17 protein-coding genes are annotated in these 14,592 nt (G+C 39.0%); 11 read left to right on the top strand and 6 right to left on the bottom strand.

Translation table 11 applies throughout. From position 1 onward, the window contains the following. The first annotated feature begins 6 nt into the window (after window positions 1–6). Window positions 7–177, top strand: coding sequence for a hypothetical protein (locus tag J7I96_RS13720; protein WP_214774976.1), 171 nt, complete (start codon window positions 7–9; stop codon window positions 175–177). A gap of 81 nt (window positions 178–258) precedes the next feature. Here the strand turns inward: J7I96_RS13720 and J7I96_RS13715 are convergent, their stop codons facing one another. Both J7I96_RS13715 and J7I96_RS13710 read right to left on the bottom strand, forming a co-directional pair. Beyond that, on the bottom strand, window positions 259–759 hold the full coding sequence (locus J7I96_RS13715; protein WP_214774974.1) for a DUF3231 family protein: 501 nt from the start codon (window positions 757–759) through the stop codon (window positions 259–261). 98 nt (window positions 760–857) lie between these two features. Then, window positions 858–1,001: a hypothetical protein gene (locus J7I96_RS13710; protein WP_214774972.1), complete on the bottom strand. Its 144-nt coding sequence runs from the start codon at window positions 999–1,001 to the stop codon at window positions 858–860. Between the two features lie 178 nt (window positions 1,002–1,179). Between J7I96_RS13710 and J7I96_RS13705 the strand changes: the two genes are divergently transcribed. After that, the gene (locus tag J7I96_RS13705; protein WP_063577311.1) at window positions 1,180–1,812 is read left to right on the top strand and encodes a spore coat protein; all 633 of its coding nucleotides are present in this window, start codon (window positions 1,180–1,182) and stop codon (window positions 1,810–1,812) included. Window positions 1,813–1,869: 57 nt separating this feature from the next. On the opposite strand, the gene J7I96_RS13700 is transcribed toward J7I96_RS13705, so the two are convergent. From J7I96_RS13700 to J7I96_RS13690, 3 genes are all read right to left on the bottom strand, one after another. Beyond that, window positions 1,870–2,235, bottom strand: a complete 366-nt coding sequence (locus tag J7I96_RS13700) for a carboxymuconolactone decarboxylase family protein (RefSeq protein ID WP_034305272.1) — start codon at window positions 2,233–2,235, stop codon at window positions 1,870–1,872. 111 nt (window positions 2,236–2,346) lie between these two features. Then, window positions 2,347–3,072, bottom strand: coding sequence for a cytochrome c oxidase assembly protein (locus tag J7I96_RS13695; protein ID WP_396020106.1), 726 nt, complete (start codon window positions 3,070–3,072; stop codon window positions 2,347–2,349). Between the two features lie 46 nt (window positions 3,073–3,118). After that, entirely contained in the window at window positions 3,119–3,637 is a 519-nt protein-coding gene (locus J7I96_RS13690) for a DUF2243 domain-containing protein (protein WP_214926025.1), read from the bottom strand. Between the two features lie 274 nt (window positions 3,638–3,911). Between J7I96_RS13690 and J7I96_RS13685 the strand changes: the two genes are divergently transcribed. The 6 genes from J7I96_RS13685 (at window position 3,912) to J7I96_RS13660 (ending at window position 9,693) form a co-directional block, all read left to right on the top strand. Further along, on the top strand, window positions 3,912–4,757 hold the full coding sequence (locus J7I96_RS13685) for a manganese catalase (protein WP_034305265.1): 846 nt from the start codon (window positions 3,912–3,914) through the stop codon (window positions 4,755–4,757). 180 nt (window positions 4,758–4,937) lie between these two features. Beyond that, the gene (locus tag J7I96_RS13680) at window positions 4,938–5,918 is read left to right on the top strand and encodes an NAD(P)H-quinone oxidoreductase (RefSeq protein ID WP_214926024.1); all 981 of its coding nucleotides are present in this window, start codon (window positions 4,938–4,940) and stop codon (window positions 5,916–5,918) included. A gap of 199 nt (window positions 5,919–6,117) precedes the next feature. Continuing rightward, a complete protein-coding gene (locus J7I96_RS13675; protein ID WP_214926022.1) occupies window positions 6,118–6,885 on the top strand; it encodes an arylamine N-acetyltransferase family protein in 768 nt (255 codons plus the stop codon). Window positions 6,886–7,214: 329 nt separating this feature from the next. Further along, complete coding sequence (locus J7I96_RS13670; RefSeq protein WP_214926019.1) at window positions 7,215–7,838, top strand: hypothetical protein; 624 nt, start codon at window positions 7,215–7,217, stop codon at window positions 7,836–7,838. Window positions 7,839–8,076: 238 nt separating this feature from the next. After that, the gene (locus J7I96_RS13665) at window positions 8,077–8,655 is read left to right on the top strand and encodes a YdhK family protein (RefSeq protein WP_214774959.1); all 579 of its coding nucleotides are present in this window, start codon (window positions 8,077–8,079) and stop codon (window positions 8,653–8,655) included. Between the two features lie 552 nt (window positions 8,656–9,207). Further along, entirely contained in the window at window positions 9,208–9,693 is a 486-nt protein-coding gene (locus J7I96_RS13660; protein ID WP_251029171.1) for a GNAT family N-acetyltransferase, read from the top strand. 159 nt (window positions 9,694–9,852) lie between these two features. Here the strand turns inward: J7I96_RS13660 and J7I96_RS13655 are convergent, their stop codons facing one another. Next, complete coding sequence (locus tag J7I96_RS13655) at window positions 9,853–10,689, bottom strand: RMD1 family protein (protein ID WP_214774955.1); 837 nt, start codon at window positions 10,687–10,689, stop codon at window positions 9,853–9,855. A gap of 433 nt (window positions 10,690–11,122) precedes the next feature. Between J7I96_RS13655 and J7I96_RS13650 the strand changes: the two genes are divergently transcribed. The 3 genes from J7I96_RS13650 to J7I96_RS13640 are packed head-to-tail and all read left to right on the top strand — an operon-like array spanning window position 11,123 to window position 14,483. Next, on the top strand, window positions 11,123–12,307 hold the full coding sequence (locus tag J7I96_RS13650) for a glycosyltransferase family 4 protein (RefSeq protein ID WP_214774953.1): 1,185 nt from the start codon (window positions 11,123–11,125) through the stop codon (window positions 12,305–12,307). A gap of 20 nt (window positions 12,308–12,327) precedes the next feature. Then, complete coding sequence (locus J7I96_RS13645; protein ID WP_214926017.1) at window positions 12,328–12,651, top strand: hypothetical protein; 324 nt, start codon at window positions 12,328–12,330, stop codon at window positions 12,649–12,651. Window positions 12,652–12,686: 35 nt separating this feature from the next. After that, window positions 12,687–14,483, top strand: a complete 1,797-nt coding sequence (locus tag J7I96_RS13640) for a glycosyltransferase family protein (RefSeq protein ID WP_214926015.1) — start codon at window positions 12,687–12,689, stop codon at window positions 14,481–14,483. The last annotated feature ends 109 nt before the right edge of the window (window positions 14,484–14,592 follow it).

The following is a 14,592-nucleotide window of genomic DNA, read 5'->3' as shown; positions in this document are numbered from 1 at the left end:
AATTCGATGAATCGAGTAATCCAGATAAAAGTTGAAATGAAACAGTTGGAAATTCAATTGGAGCAGCTGAAAAGGGAGCTGAACATTTTTCGGGAGAATTGTAACCATGAATTTATCAAAAATGATTATAGTCAACAATGTACAAAGTGCCACTTGATCGAAAGTCTTCAATGGTAATGATTCCTTAATCGTCATCATCCCCTTAATCATGTTGAACATTCAATCACAAAACATGATTAAGGGGATCTATTTACATACTTATTTTTTAATATGAAGAGGAGGAGGGACAAGCCATCCTTTTTCCTTATTCAATCTTAGGAAGTCGGCACCCAATGCAGCTTTATTCGTATGGAATTGCGCAAACATCTGTGCAATATCTTCGCGGATGCATTGACCCATCATTTGGCTGCAAGCAACTAATCCCGCATTAATATCGATTGATACTGAAGCGGAGATTTCAGGATCTTGAAGACGTGCCCCGACGGGAATATCCTCCAAGTTAGCTTTAGGCCTTTCAGGTGGTGATGGAGGCAGTCCTACGTTATTTTCTTTTAATAATGATTCAAGTTGGTCATGTTCCTGTTTCCCTTGATTGATCACTTCTACTAGCAATTTATGCAGGTCCTTGTCGCCAGTATGATTAAGCATGGTTTGATGACATGCAATCAACCCTTTTGTAGTGGTCAGAAATGCCCATGTTCCAAATACCTCTCCGTAATGCATAGGCTCATCTTTCGGATTTCCGCTTAAAATTCCCATAACCATCCTCCTTGAAATTCATTAACGCATTTAAGTTACCCTGAATTCATCCAAGCATGCAACGTTGTGTTTGGGAAATGTTAGAGGGCTTTTAATGCTTACCCTTTTATTCCTTGCAGCCATTCTTGATAACATTCATCACAGAGCATTTCATTTCTATCCGTGTCAGTAACTTGAAATGCTACTATATGGATATTTTTTTCTTCCGTGACATCACTACAATAGAAGCATTGATGTGTCATTAGGAATCCTCCCATGTATTAAAACTGTTTATAGTTTAAAGCGCTACGGTTTTTTTATACAGAAAAAATGATGCAGCAGTTTATTGGTCTTCTTGGAAGAGTTTAGATTGAATAATCCGGTTGGGGTTTAACATACTAAACGTGTTCGCTTGATTGATAAAATGAGGAGGGAAATACAATGCAAAACCAATATCAACAAGGTCAAGTACACCAGAACATGCAAACGGGTGCCATCCCCCCACAATTGAATCACGGTGGTCACGAAGTATTCGATGTACATGAAGTGCTGTCGGGAGCGATCGGTACTTTAAACACATATACTCTTTTGCGTCAGCATGTCCAAGATCAGGAATTACTCGACATTCTGGACCGGCAATATCAGTTCATCCAAGATGAATATAATATTTCATTGGAGTGCTTCCAAACGGGCCAGGATCCTTCTAAACCGACTCAGAGCTACAAAATGAATCAAGGTAACGATTTTATATATGGATTGACACCGACTCAGCCAAAGAAACCTTTGCAATCCGTATCGGAAATTACGGATGAATGCATTTCAGGCTTGATGCTTGCAGCTGTTAAGTCTGCAGCATCCATGAAGGCGATGGCAGCGCTTGAAATAACGAATCCGGTTGTTCGCCGCGTATTTGCGGATTCAGTTCCGAACTGCATTGAAATGGCCTATGAGATTTCGATATATCAAAACAAACATCATTATTACCAAGTCCCGCAGCTTGCACAGCAGGATATGCAGCAAATGATGAATTCGTATGCACCGGCACAAGGAAATAACAACAACATGAGTCATTAAAAGCATTTATTAAGAACATAAAGAAGGGATAGGACTAATTCTCCTATCCCTTCTTTATCATTGTTTCATCTGGTTTATTTCCTGAATGCACTCCTGGACGAGGGTAACAGCCTGACTCATGGTTGCTCCTCCGCCAAATGCCGCGGTCACACCAATGGCTTCAAGAATTTCTTGTTCGGAACAGCCTTGATCAAGACATCCCTTTGTATGATAGATAATACAGTATTCATCTTGTGAGTATAAGCTTATTCCTAGTGCGATAAGCTGTTTTTCTTTCTTGGACAATTGACCTTCTTTAAAGCACTCTTCCGTAAACGAATTGAATTTCTCAGCAAGATCTGGCATTTTATGCGTAAAGACACCGATTCCAGCTTTATAATCACGAAGAGCATTTTCAGTAGAATTATTCGCTTCATATTCCATTTTTCATTCAGCTCCATCCAAAATTTTTTCATCAAAAATTAGTATGAGCTAAATGTTGGACGATTAAACAGAAACGCAGGAGTTTACCGAAGTAATCATGGAACCGCCTTCCTACAAGGCAAGTGACCCCTTGGGCCGGGTGGCTTTGAACCATTGATAGCAAAGGAGGCATATAAGTGCAACGTCAATCGCATCACCGGCATAGTACATTAACATTCCGCCATTTTCCGCTTGTACCTTGGTGACTCCGCTTGGCGGGTGGGAAAAAATATATTTAGAAAGGATATCATGTCCGGCCAATGAAAGTGTAAATACGATAGCTCGAAACATGAAGCTGAACCTGTGGGGCGCAGGGTCCATATAAATCATAGACGCAGTGAATAGATAGCCCGCTATGAATACGTGAAAATGCACTAATGCATGCAGAAGGGCATACTGGTGCATCAACCCGTACAAACCGGTCGTATAAAGAATCCAAAGCCCCCCAATATTAAGCGCGGAGGCAGTGATTGGATTGCTTATAAAGCGCAGCGGCCAACTTTTCAACACCCTTGAAAGGCGTCTTGCTGATTGTACATCAAGTGTTCGCAGTGCAAGCGTAATAGGTGCAGCAAGCACAAGCAGGATGGGGGCCATCATTCCAAGCAGTAAATGGCCGACCATATGCGCCGTGAAGTCCATATGCGCTCGATTGGCTATGGGACCTATGATTGCTGAGGCTGCACAGAGAGTGCCAAGAATCCAAAAGAAGGTACGGTATAATGGCCATTTTTTATAGCGGCGGTTCGAAATGATGACAGCAGCGATATAAATCACTATAACCAGCATGAGTAGCATCAATAAAATCGGTTCAAAACCAGTTCCATTATCATGAATATGTCCATTACTGTGCATTGCTGGCCTCTTCTTTCATTTTAAGTAAGCTGCGCCTTGTTTGAATGACGAGGGCAATCCCGATCAAAATCATGATTGTGGCGGCAATGTTCCAAGTCAAGTCGTATGGGAAAATATCGACATTGTAACGGATTTGATGGAGGCGCATGAGCTTGTGCTGGATGATTCCGTCATATAACTGGAAAGAACCTGCCCCGAGCAAAACTCCCCCTATCCACCTTTTCAGCCATAATCCTTTTCGACGGCGAAGGTCAGCGAACATGAATAAAGACCCGACCGTTGCGAACCAGCTTAGGGCATGAAATAAACCATCCGAAACAAGCCCGATATTGGTTGTGGACTTGTCATAGAAATGGTGCCAATGTAATAGTTGATGAAAGATGGCTTCATCGATGAATGCAACCAATCCGATCCCGAATAGAAAACCGGAACATAGGTTACGAGCGGAATAAGTATAACGTAATTCTGAAATGGATTGATCTCTTTGATTTCGGGGCTTGAAACCCATTTTCCATCCTCCTTTTAAAATTTTTCCTATATATGGTTCTTTCTACTTTACCCTGTATTTTAAAGTTATAGACAGGTAAATGGACCTTTTATAAATCTTATTTTTTGAGCGATTCATAACACAAAGATAATCCTTGGCTTTTTAGTTCAGTAATTAATGTTAATGATATGTAAATTTTTTCTAATTATTTTTTATTATAACTGGATTAAGGTTTTAAGCATGGACAGGCGGGTAATAAAAAACCGTACATCATATAAAAAAAGGAGGAGTTAATATGTTTCGCCATCAAAAAGAATTGCAATTTGAAGTTAAGGTAGATCGACCAGATCCGATGCTTGCCCGTCAAATTCAGGAAGTGCTAGGTGGACAGTTTGGGGAAATGACTGTCATGATGCAATACCTTTTTCAGGGATTTAACTGCCGTGGAGAAGAAAAATACAAAGATATGCTGATGGATATCGGTACAGAGGAAATCGGACATGTAGAGATGCTTTGTTCACTCATTAGTCAATTGCTTGATGGCGCTTCTCCGGAAGATCAAGCAGAAGCCGCAAAAGATCCTGCGACAGCAGCGATCATGGGTGGTATCAATCCCCAGCATTTGCTCGTAAGCGGTCTTGGCGGACTGCCAACCAACTCGAATGGGGTGCCTTGGAACGGATCTTATATCGTAGCCAGCGGAAATTTATTAGCGGACATGCGATCGAATCTGCATGCTGAAAGCCAAGGACGCCTTCAAGTGGCCCGTTTATATCATATGACCAAAGATGAAGGGGTACGTGCTACCTTCCGTAAAATGTTAGCGCGTGATCGTTACCACCAATATCAATGGATGGCGGCCATTGCAGAACTTGAAGAAAAAAATGGCGTGGTTGTTCCCGCATCATTCCCGCCGGAAGCGGAAATGGAATCTCAACCGGAAGCGTACGAATTCTGGAACTTGTCGGAAGGTAATGAATCGGCAGACGGCCTGTGGGCAACAGGAAGCGCCCCGGATGGTACGGGAGATTTTGTTTATGTAGCTGAACCAGTTGCAAAAGGACAGATTCCTAACCCTAAGGTTCCGGCAGCACAATTGCATCATGACCTGGATAGAAGTCAATCGCTTAATAAAAGGTAATATAAACTTTTCAAAAAAGCTCGATGGCCCAGAAAGGGACATGGGCTTTTTTAATTCTATCTTGTTTGCCAAAACCAAATTATTTGCTTGTGGATATTTTTTGGAGTAGGATAGTTTGCATCTTCAAGACAAACCATTTTAAATGGATCATCACTAATTTAATGGTAAGGAGTGGGGCAAATGAAAGCAGTAGTGGTCAAAGAACCGGGTGGTGCAGAACAATTATTATTTAAAGATTTTTCAAAGCCTGTGCCCGGTAAAGGGGAAATATTGATAAAGGTGAAAGCTTCTGCGATAAATAGAACGGATATTGTTTCCCGGGAAGGGAAATCCGGTTATATGGCCAATCCAATTTTGGGGATTGAAGTTTCTGGGGAAGTAGTGGAAACCGGGGAAGGTGCAAATATACAAACGGGGACGAGGGTGATGGGCCTTGTAAACGGCGGCGGTTATGCTCAATATGCCTTGATGCCGGCTGATCGTGCAATGAAGATTCCGGATAACCTGTCATTTGAAGAAGCGGCAGCGATTCCTGAAGTATTCTTGACTGCGTACCAAACCTTGTTTTGGTTAGGTGAATTGACGGATCAAGAAACGGTATTGATTCATGCTGGCGGAAGCGGTGTAGGCACAGCAGCTATACAACTGGTAAAAAAACTGACAAAAGCGAAAATCATCACTACAGCCGGCTCAAAGGGAAAATTGGATTTCTGTCACTCACTAGGAGCGAATATCTGTATCAACTATAAAGAACAATCTTTTGATGAGGAAATCCTGAAAGCTACAAATAATCAAGGAGTGGATGTCATCCTTGATTTCATCGGTGCTTCTTACTGGGAGAAAAACCTTAAAAGCATAAAAACTGATGGACGATGGGTGCTGATTGGCATTCTAGGCGGAACTGTAGTCGAGAAGGTGAACCTGATGGAACTTCTCTTAAAAAGAGTTCAATTAAAAGGCACTTTACTAACTCCTCGGAGTGATGAATATAAAAAAGAGTTAACGGAAGAATTCGTTAAAAAGGCAATGCCATTGTTCCGCAAAAATGAAATCAAGGCAATCGTGGACCATGTCTTCCCTTTTGAAGAGGTACAAAGGGCACATGAACATATGGAAGCGAATAAGAATGTAGGTAAAATCATCTTACAGGTAAATGAATGATTAAAGAAAAACTGCCTTAGGGCATGAATGAGGGAGGTTGCCCAGGATTAAGACATGATTGGGCGACCTCTTTTCAGGGTGATGAGGAAAAGGTGGAGCTGATGGCAGATTGATTGAAGGAAGAAATATGGACAAAGTATAATGAATATATACATAGTCAAGATACGCTTCGCCGGTATCTGACTAAGGGGGAATCTTAATGAATGAACTGAATGCATTATTCAGGAAAAGAATAGGGCTCCAGGAAGATGTGAAACTGACATTTGAGAAATTAGACGAAATCCTGGATAAGACAGCAAAAACCATTCCTTTTGAAAACTTATCAATCATGGCATCCCATCTGAGTGATATCGATAAAGCGAATATCATGAACAAAGTCCTCGTGAGGAATGAGGGGGGATTATGCTATGAATTGAATTCAGCCCTTTATTTTTTCTTGTTGGAAAATGACTTTGATGTATCTTTGGTTCGTGGTGTCATCTATAATCAGGGGTGGATGACCATAGGAAGGACACATGTCACCATTCTATTGAACCATGATAGCCAAACCTATTTGATCGATACGGGTTTTGGCGGGAATCTGCCTTTAAAACCAGTTCCGTTGAACGGAAAAACGGTCGTTTCCCGAAATGGCGAATTCAGGATAAAAAAAGAAAGTACCGATCATGGAGATCATATCCTTGAATTAAAACTGAAACATAAAGATCGCGATTGGAGAATAGGCTATGCTTTCGATTCTTCACAACCCGTGGGAAATGTAGCGGAACTTAATGAGGTCCAAACGATCATCAGGGAAAATCCCCAATCGCCATTCAATAAGCATCCATTAATCACCCGTTTGACAAACAGCGGGAACATCACTTTAACCGATACTTCCTTTACACAGTGGGAAAATGGAAAAGTGACGAAAGAAGAAATTGATGGAAAACGATTTAAAGAGTTAATGAAACAGCACTTCGATAGATAATGGAAAAAAATCTGAATATCAAAGGCATCCTTATCGAAAGATTGTCCATCCTCGACAGATTTTTATGAATAGAATGGTCATTCCATAGAATGTCATTGATATGCAAGACTTAGAAAACTATTACAATATTAATTTGCGACACTCCTGCCGAATAGTTGGCTGGTAGAGAACCCGCTGGATGCTTTTTGGCGGAAAAGGAGCGAATTTCTGAGAACACTTGAAAACTGTAGGCAAACTGGCTTTCTACGAATTTGTCTACGTCTAAAACATCCATTATGGATGTTTTACTATTTATTCAATAGATTCGAATTCAGTGGGGTGAGAAGGATATGGAGAAGAAGAACCGATTGGTTTTTACTAGATCGAATGCAGCTGCTAAACGAAAATTCGATGAAGCCATCACCATTTTGGAATATAGTGTAATGCTTGTTGAATTCTTTGGATTACAAGAATTCAACAATATAATTGCCGGACAGTTAAGGCTGATTCTATGTGAAACGAAAAATACGCGCATAAAGCGGGAAAAGGTCACAATTGACCAATCATTAATAAAGAAAATCAATCCTAACCCGAAATTGTATCCCATTAAAGACTCCAATCAAATGAGCAATGATCATGATCATATTACGGAAGAATTCTTCGATTATACTAAACAAAGGATTGAGCTAAAGCTTTGGAGAAATCAAATTATCTATAAAATCGATATCGAAGGAAAAACCCAGGAAATTAAAGTCATTGATTTTATTAAGGAAACAGCTAATAAAATTGGCGGTGCGCATGCTGAATCAAGTTTCCCTAATAAGTCCATTATTTCGGATGGACATACGAAAATCATGTTAATAGGTATAGCGAAAGGGTTATTCAAATCCATAGGCAGGGATTATAAAAAACATGCCTCCATGAACCTTTCACATATCATGCAAAAAATCGAACAATCAACTTTAGAAGACTAGACAGAGGAAGGACTTTTGACCAAGTCCTTCTTGCTTGATTTCCAAGCACCCGGCAGGATTGAATACCTCAAATAACCGCTATCACTAAACCATTCTTTTTCCTCGTTAAACCACGCTCGATGGCTGTTCACTTTTATCCAGAACGCCATCAGGTTAAATTCAGTCACGAGTGTACTCCATATTTTCTGCATATTTAATTGGTAAGATGGGTGTAATCATAAAGGAGGTTGTATTCAATATGAAAAAAAGAACAAAATTGCCTACCATCTTATCCCTATTTGCAGCCGTGTTTTTAGTCCTTGGAGCATGTTCCAACAGCGATAATAAAAGCAAAGAAGAGAAGGAAGAAAATGAACATAAGGAACATAGTGAAATGGACATGGATCATTCTAGCTCGGGTGATATTCCGGAGGGATTAAAAGCGGCAGAAAATCCAACTTATGAAGTTGGAAGTCAAGCGATTATCGAATCAGGTCATATGGATAGCATGAAAGGGGCGGAAGCAACAATAGTGGGTGCCTTTGATACGACTGCTTATGCAATTTCGTATACGCCTGCAACCGGTGGAGAAAAAGTGGAAAATCATAAATGGATCATTCACGAAGAAATCAAAGATGCAGGTGAAGTGACGTATGAACCCGGAGCGGAGGTCACAGTAAATGCTTCTCATATGGAAGGGATGAACGGGGCAGTCGCTGAAGTTGAATCTGCCGAAAAAACGACTGTTTATATGGTCGATTTCACACCGACTACGGGTGGAGAAAAAGTGAAGAACCATAAATGGGTAACCGAAAGCGAATTATCAGCGTCTAAATGATTTAACATCATGAGTTCAAACCAAAAAATTGATGAAACAGCCAGACTGTAGACGAATTGAAAAAGAGCCAGTTTCCCTACAATATTTCTTTTATAAAATTCCAGTTGATTGGAACGGAAGGTACGAGACTCCTGCGGGAAAAGCGTGGCCAGGGAGACCCCGCAGGCGAGCGCCGAGGAGGCTCCCGGACCGCCCGCGGAAAGCGAGTGCCTGGAGTGGAAATCATTACACATACCCCCTTTTGGAAATCCGATCCCTTTCCACCGACTGTCTGCCAAGCCTCCTAGGCACAAGCGCCTGTGGGGTCTCGGCTAGCCAGTTATTCGGCAGGAGTGTCGCAAATCTCTTCAATCCTATGAGGCTTACAGTAAAAAAACATCAATGATAATCTAGTCTTGTTTTAAAAATCATGGTTCGGGATGAGAGCATTCCGAATCCCCTTTTGTTACAAACTGAAGGAGTTTCCCTACTTGAAAATTACTTTACAGTGGAGTGCAAAACTTTAGTTTCTGTTAATATGGCTTTATCAGAATGTGAAAATGGGGTGCAAGTATGATGGCTGGATTAATTATTAGACCTTTTATTATGGAAACTGACCTGGAGGAGCTGAGCAATTATTGTTTACCTATAGAACAAGCAATCTATACTTCTTTACCTTTAAAAGTTATCGAAGACTTCAGAAAGGATAAATATAACCTCCCCATGGTCATTTATTTAGATGAGGATTTGATTGGTTGTTTTGCCTTATATACGGATAAAGCGGGAAATCAATATACAAGTAATGAGAATGCGATCCTTCTTAAATCATTCTCCTTGGATTTGCGCCATCAAAAAAAAGGGCTAGCTTTTAAGACGTTAAAAGTGCTGCCTGATATGATCAAACTAAGTCATCCAGAAAAAGATGAGATTATTCTAACGGTGCATCATTCAAATGTCCCAGCGATAAATTTATATAAAAAAGCTGGATTCATTGACAAAGGATACAGATTTAATGGGGAAGAAGGGGAGGAATTCATTTTCCACTTTGCTTTGGATTAAGGGGAATATAGCTAACATCCGGAATGCTTCGACCCGATAGGAAAAAGCATGTAATTAGTATACAGTCAGCTTAAATATGATGAAGTGGTTAAACGCAAAATAAGCATCAAAAAGATGCTTATTTTTTTGGAAAGTATTCCTTACGATTTGATTAAGAATTCATGGAATCCATCCAACAATTTCTAAAATCGTCAGAAGAATCTCAAAGACAATTAGAATTACAATGATCCATTCAACGAATAGTCCCCTGATCGAATGGCTGATGTTAGAAAACCCATCCATAATGTTATATAAAATTTCAGTTTTACTTTTCAGGATTTTATACCGATCATTCAATTCAAAAAATTCAAGCATTCTATCATAAAATTCGCCGGCAATGCTGCTTGTCCATGTAATATCAGGTTTATCCAGAATCATGATATATGCCAGGGTATTGTACTCGTGACGTACGATTTTTGCCGTCGTCCTCGCTAGTTCCTTATTACCGATTCTGAGCTTGCCTTTTTCCAGTCGGTCAATCATGGCTTCAAGCTTGTCGTGGATTTTTCCTAGTTGCTCCTCAGTCTTTTCAAGTGCCACCGATTTTGCGAGAATGGTGGAAATTAATTCAGGGTAGAAAAATTCATATTTAGGAACAACTACATATTCGTCTGTCAAATTGATGTTTTCAGTTTCACTGAAGTGAAGGCTGTAATCATCCGTATATCTATCTACATTGACGAGATCAATGTCCGGCTCGAATGAATGGATAAAGGAGGAAAATGCCTTGATCTCATCCGCGTGCGAGTAATTGATGAAGACGATGCTGCCAAAGGAAAAAACCAGCACCTGCTGCGATTCGTCCACATTTTTATTAAGGATGGAACGCAGAATATCGCCTTTAAGAATTAAAGGCTCTTCCCAGGTGAATTTTTTGGGGATGCCGCAATGAATGGCGATTTTGTTCAAATCGATTTCATTAGTGATTGCACATGCTTTAAAGGTAATTACTTCCATCTATATCACTCTTTTCAGCAAATTGGTCTTTTTTCGATTCTATTCTATTCTTACAAAAACATGCTTGAATAATTCTGGAGTGTAGAGAAAAGTCAACAGACTGGTAACTAAACCAATAACCCCATTATGGATATAAAAAAATCAAGTCTAAGCTTTTGGGAAATATATAAAAGGGCGATTCCGGTAACTGGATCGTCCTTCTTTACTTTGCTTGTTTATACATACTTAAACTTTACAAAAACATATAAAAGTTCATGAAAACTTTACTTATATTTACAGAATTCTCATATTGATGTCAATATTCAGTAATACATGTTTGTTATAATCGATTGACGGTTTTAAAAGTGATTGGAAAAGGGTCTTCTAAAAATCCTTCATTTACAGATGAGTAGCAGGCTGATTGAAGATGACTGAATAGTAGGAGTGAACAAAAATGGAGGAATCTATAAATCTATATGAGCTTACATTTAGTGAAAAAGATAGATATGTGATCATTACGAATGCTTATCCACATGAAGATCAGCTATATCGGAATGGGTTTATCCACAGAAGAGTCAAGGCTTATCTAGATGAGGGTTTGAAGGTCGATGTCTTTGTTTTGCATCCTGCCTATAAAAAAGCAGAAAAGTATACGTATGAAGATGTGCCTGTTTATCGAGGAACTGAACAGCATTTGCGCATTTTCTTAAATCATAAAGTACATAAAAAAGCGCTCATTCATTTTGTTAATCCAAAAATGATACAAGCGATAAAAGAAACGAACACAGATTTACCGATTATCACCTGGATACATGGATTTGAAACGGAGGCATGGCATAGGAGATGGTTTAATTTTCTTGAAAGCCCTGAAAGCTTGAGGAAGATACTTGAAATGTCGGAAGACTATTATGTAGAACAGCTTTCTTTTATGAATTGGTTTTATCAAACGAATGAATTGGATACAACCTTTGTTCATATTTCCAAATGGTTCAAAGAGCATATAGCGGAATGTGATGCAAGAGCAGAATCGAAAAATTCAGTAATCATTCCTAATGTCATAGATGACAATCTGTTTACCTTTTTTGAAAAGCCAGCTGAAATGCGGACAAAAGTCCTTTCAATCAGGCCATACGCTTCACGAAAATACGCCAATGACCTATCGGTTAAAGCAGTGCTGGAACTATCGAAGAGACCATACTTCGATAAGTTGGAATTTGCATTTTATGGCGATGGAAAATTGTTCGATAAAACCGTTGAGCCAATCAGGGATTTTGAGAATGTAACGATTCATAAAGGTTTCCTATCTCAGGAGAAAATCGCTGCATTACATAAGGAGTATGGAATTTTCCTTTGCCCGACCCGTTTGGATTCTCAAGGGGTTTCCATGTGTGAGGCAATGTCGAGCGGACTAGTGCCGATTTCAACAGATATTACGGCAATCCCGGAATTCGTTAAACATGACGTATCTGGCCTTCTGACAAAACCTGAGTCTCCTATCGATATTGCGGATGCAATAGAGCGCTTATATTACAACTCGGACGTATTTTTAAGAGTGTCAAAACAAGCTTCTCAGTCGATTCGAGAAAAATGCGCGGTAGATGTTGTTATAAAAAGAGAATTGGAGATCATCCAAGGTTAATGGAGGGGAGTTTTTTCAATATGGACGAACGAAACGAATATTGGAAAACGATGTATGAGGAACTCGAATTACAAATGAAAGACATGATGTCCATGACATTGGAGCTCATTGAGAGCAATGGCATGGAAAAACAAAAAACCATTGAGAAAGTTACAAATGAAAATAATAGGCTGCGAGAAGAATTAGAAAAAAGTAAGATGGCCCAAAAGGAAAATATTCAGCTTAACAAAGAAATACGAAGACTTAAGTTGTTAGAACATAAATTCAACGTTACATATGCAGGGAAATTCACATTAAAATATCTTGCGCTTAAATCATCTATTAAAGAACAAATAAAGAAATAAAAATATATCAGAATTCAGTCATTGGAGTGAAAACTTTGAATTCACATGAACTAGTTGAAAACAGAAAAATGAAGGTACTTCTATTTGGCTTTATTGACATGAATTCAATGGATGGATCTGCAGTATTTTTATCTTCCTTAGCATCGACCATTGCGTTAGACTCCAACATCGAAGTTGATTTACTTTTAGCTAGCCCGGTCAAACGTGATATCTTAATTCAGCCACTTGAGAAATTTGATAATATAACCATTCTCAATCCTTTTGTCGATCCTTTTTTTAATGCCGCAGGTGATGAATGGGTAAAAAAAGGTGTCATTGATTTCGATGTAGCTGAAATGCTCATTTCTCATTATTGGAGTCAAAATGACTATGATTGGCTATTTGTTAGAAGCATTGAGACTGTTGAAAAAATCGCAAAGCATAAGCAAATCATAAAGAATACATTAGTTTATGCTACAGGATTGACTCACATAGGTCAGGATGTTAATGAAGAAAAATTCGAGAGCATCAAAAATATATATGATCAGTGTGCGTATTTCTTATGTCAAACAGAAGAGATGTGCGAATTTGTCATTGAGATCCTTAATTTGAATAAAGAAAAAAACAAAGTTTCCCTGCTTACCCCGATGATACCAAACGTTGAATCAGCGGAAGGGCAGACCCGGTTAAAAAACAAACTTGTATATACAGGGAAATTCGACCCGGATTGGAAGACCATTCCCATTATTACTGCTTTTAAAGAATTAAAACGTGAGATCCCGAATCTATCACTTGATGTGGCGGGGGATAAATTCAAATGGGTTAAAGGTGATTCTCAGTTTAAGGAAGAAGCTGCATACCTCCTTAAAAATACGGATGGGCTTACATGGTACGGTGCTTTGACAAGGGAGAAGGCCCAACAATTAATCGTGAATAGTGATATTGGGATAACCTGGAGAAGTGAGGAAATGGACAGCAGTCTGGAACTGTCTACAAAGCTATTGGAGTATGGGATTTTAAGGAAGGCTGTAATAATGAATCCAACCAAAATGCATATGAAGCTTTTTGGCGAAGATTACCCGTTATATGCTGTTACAGAGAAGGATTTCCGTGACGCTGTCAAATTAGCATTATGTAATAAGGATATATATGAGTTTGCGGCACGACGAATGTATCAAGTTAGCAGGAAGTTTTTATTTTCGGAAGCTATAAAAAAACTGCAAGGACCATTATGGAGCAAGCGCATTACTGATTATGTGAATGAAAGTGCGAATATGTTTTATATTGATGAAGATGACTTTGATGAACTGATCAGGCATACATCATTAAAAAAAGTGAAAATACTGCCTGCGGAGTTTAAGGTTGACGAAGTTTTCACCTATATTGTCAAAAACATACCTGAAGAAATAAAACGAGTCGAAAAACTCTTTAAACTGTCTGGGTATGGTCAAATCATTTCAGCAGAAAAAGCTGGATGCTATACATTTCTCCACATCCATAAAAGGTATGGAAACTTTGAACTGAATTTTCAAAATAACATCCCCTATTTAAAAACGATAGGATTTGAAACTGAAACCTTTGGCAATCCTAAATTAAAACCAAAAGATGTGGAGATTTCAATAAAAGAACGGGCAATTGTTGATAAAGAGAAATATGATATGAAAGGGAAAAATAAAGAATTAGCAAAAGAAGTAAAGCAATTAAAAAAAATGAACACAGTTCAACTGAAACAAATTACTAAGCTAGAAAAACAAAACCAAGCACTTGGACGTAAATATGATTCACTTTCGAAGTCGAAAATGGGTAAAATGACATTCAAGTATTGGGATTTAAGAAAAAGGCTTAACTTTTAATAAGCAATAGAATGTTAGACACTTCTTAACTCTATATTAGTCAAAGTAAAGCTCCTGATGCTGCTGCACAGGGGCCTTTGTCAATTATATCGAGTAAAGGGGCAGGTAT

The organism is Bacillus sp. ISL-78 (assembly GCF_018613455.1).
Lineage (GTDB): Bacteria > Bacillota > Bacilli > Bacillales > DSM-1321 > Peribacillus > Peribacillus frigoritolerans.
This window is presented reverse-complemented; position numbering and strand designations above follow the sequence as displayed.

Coding starts and splice junctions, on each gene's coding strand:
- J7I96_RS13675 (WP_214926022.1), top strand. CDS start 6,118: ATGAATGAACTGAATGCATTATTCAGGAAAAGAATAGGGCTCCAGGAA.
- J7I96_RS13695 (WP_396020106.1), bottom strand. CDS start 3,072: ATGCTACTCATGCTGGTTATAGTGATTTATATCGCTGCTGTCATCATT.
- J7I96_RS13705 (WP_063577311.1), top strand. CDS start 1,180: ATGCAAAACCAATATCAACAAGGTCAAGTACACCAGAACATGCAAACG.
- J7I96_RS13665 (WP_214774959.1), top strand. CDS start 8,077: ATGAAAAAAAGAACAAAATTGCCTACCATCTTATCCCTATTTGCAGCC.
- J7I96_RS13710 (WP_214774972.1), bottom strand. CDS start 1,001: ATGACACATCAATGCTTCTATTGTAGTGATGTCACGGAAGAAAAAAAT.
- J7I96_RS13715 (WP_214774974.1), bottom strand. CDS start 759: ATGGGAATTTTAAGCGGAAATCCGAAAGATGAGCCTATGCATTACGGA.
- J7I96_RS13685 (WP_034305265.1), top strand. CDS start 3,912: ATGTTTCGCCATCAAAAAGAATTGCAATTTGAAGTTAAGGTAGATCGA.
- J7I96_RS13680 (WP_214926024.1), top strand. CDS start 4,938: ATGAAAGCAGTAGTGGTCAAAGAACCGGGTGGTGCAGAACAATTATTA.
- J7I96_RS13670 (WP_214926019.1), top strand. CDS start 7,215: ATGGAGAAGAAGAACCGATTGGTTTTTACTAGATCGAATGCAGCTGCT.
- J7I96_RS13650 (WP_214774953.1), top strand. CDS start 11,123: ATGGAGGAATCTATAAATCTATATGAGCTTACATTTAGTGAAAAAGAT.
- J7I96_RS13645 (WP_214926017.1), top strand. CDS start 12,328: ATGGACGAACGAAACGAATATTGGAAAACGATGTATGAGGAACTCGAA.
- J7I96_RS13700 (WP_034305272.1), bottom strand. CDS start 2,235: ATGGAATATGAAGCGAATAATTCTACTGAAAATGCTCTTCGTGATTAT.
- J7I96_RS13690 (WP_214926025.1), bottom strand. CDS start 3,637: ATGGGTTTCAAGCCCCGAAATCAAAGAGATCAATCCATTTCAGAATTA.
- J7I96_RS13660 (WP_251029171.1), top strand. CDS start 9,208: ATGATGGCTGGATTAATTATTAGACCTTTTATTATGGAAACTGACCTG.
- J7I96_RS13655 (WP_214774955.1), bottom strand. CDS start 10,689: ATGGAAGTAATTACCTTTAAAGCATGTGCAATCACTAATGAAATCGAT.
- J7I96_RS13720 (WP_214774976.1), top strand. CDS start 7: ATGAATCGAGTAATCCAGATAAAAGTTGAAATGAAACAGTTGGAAATT.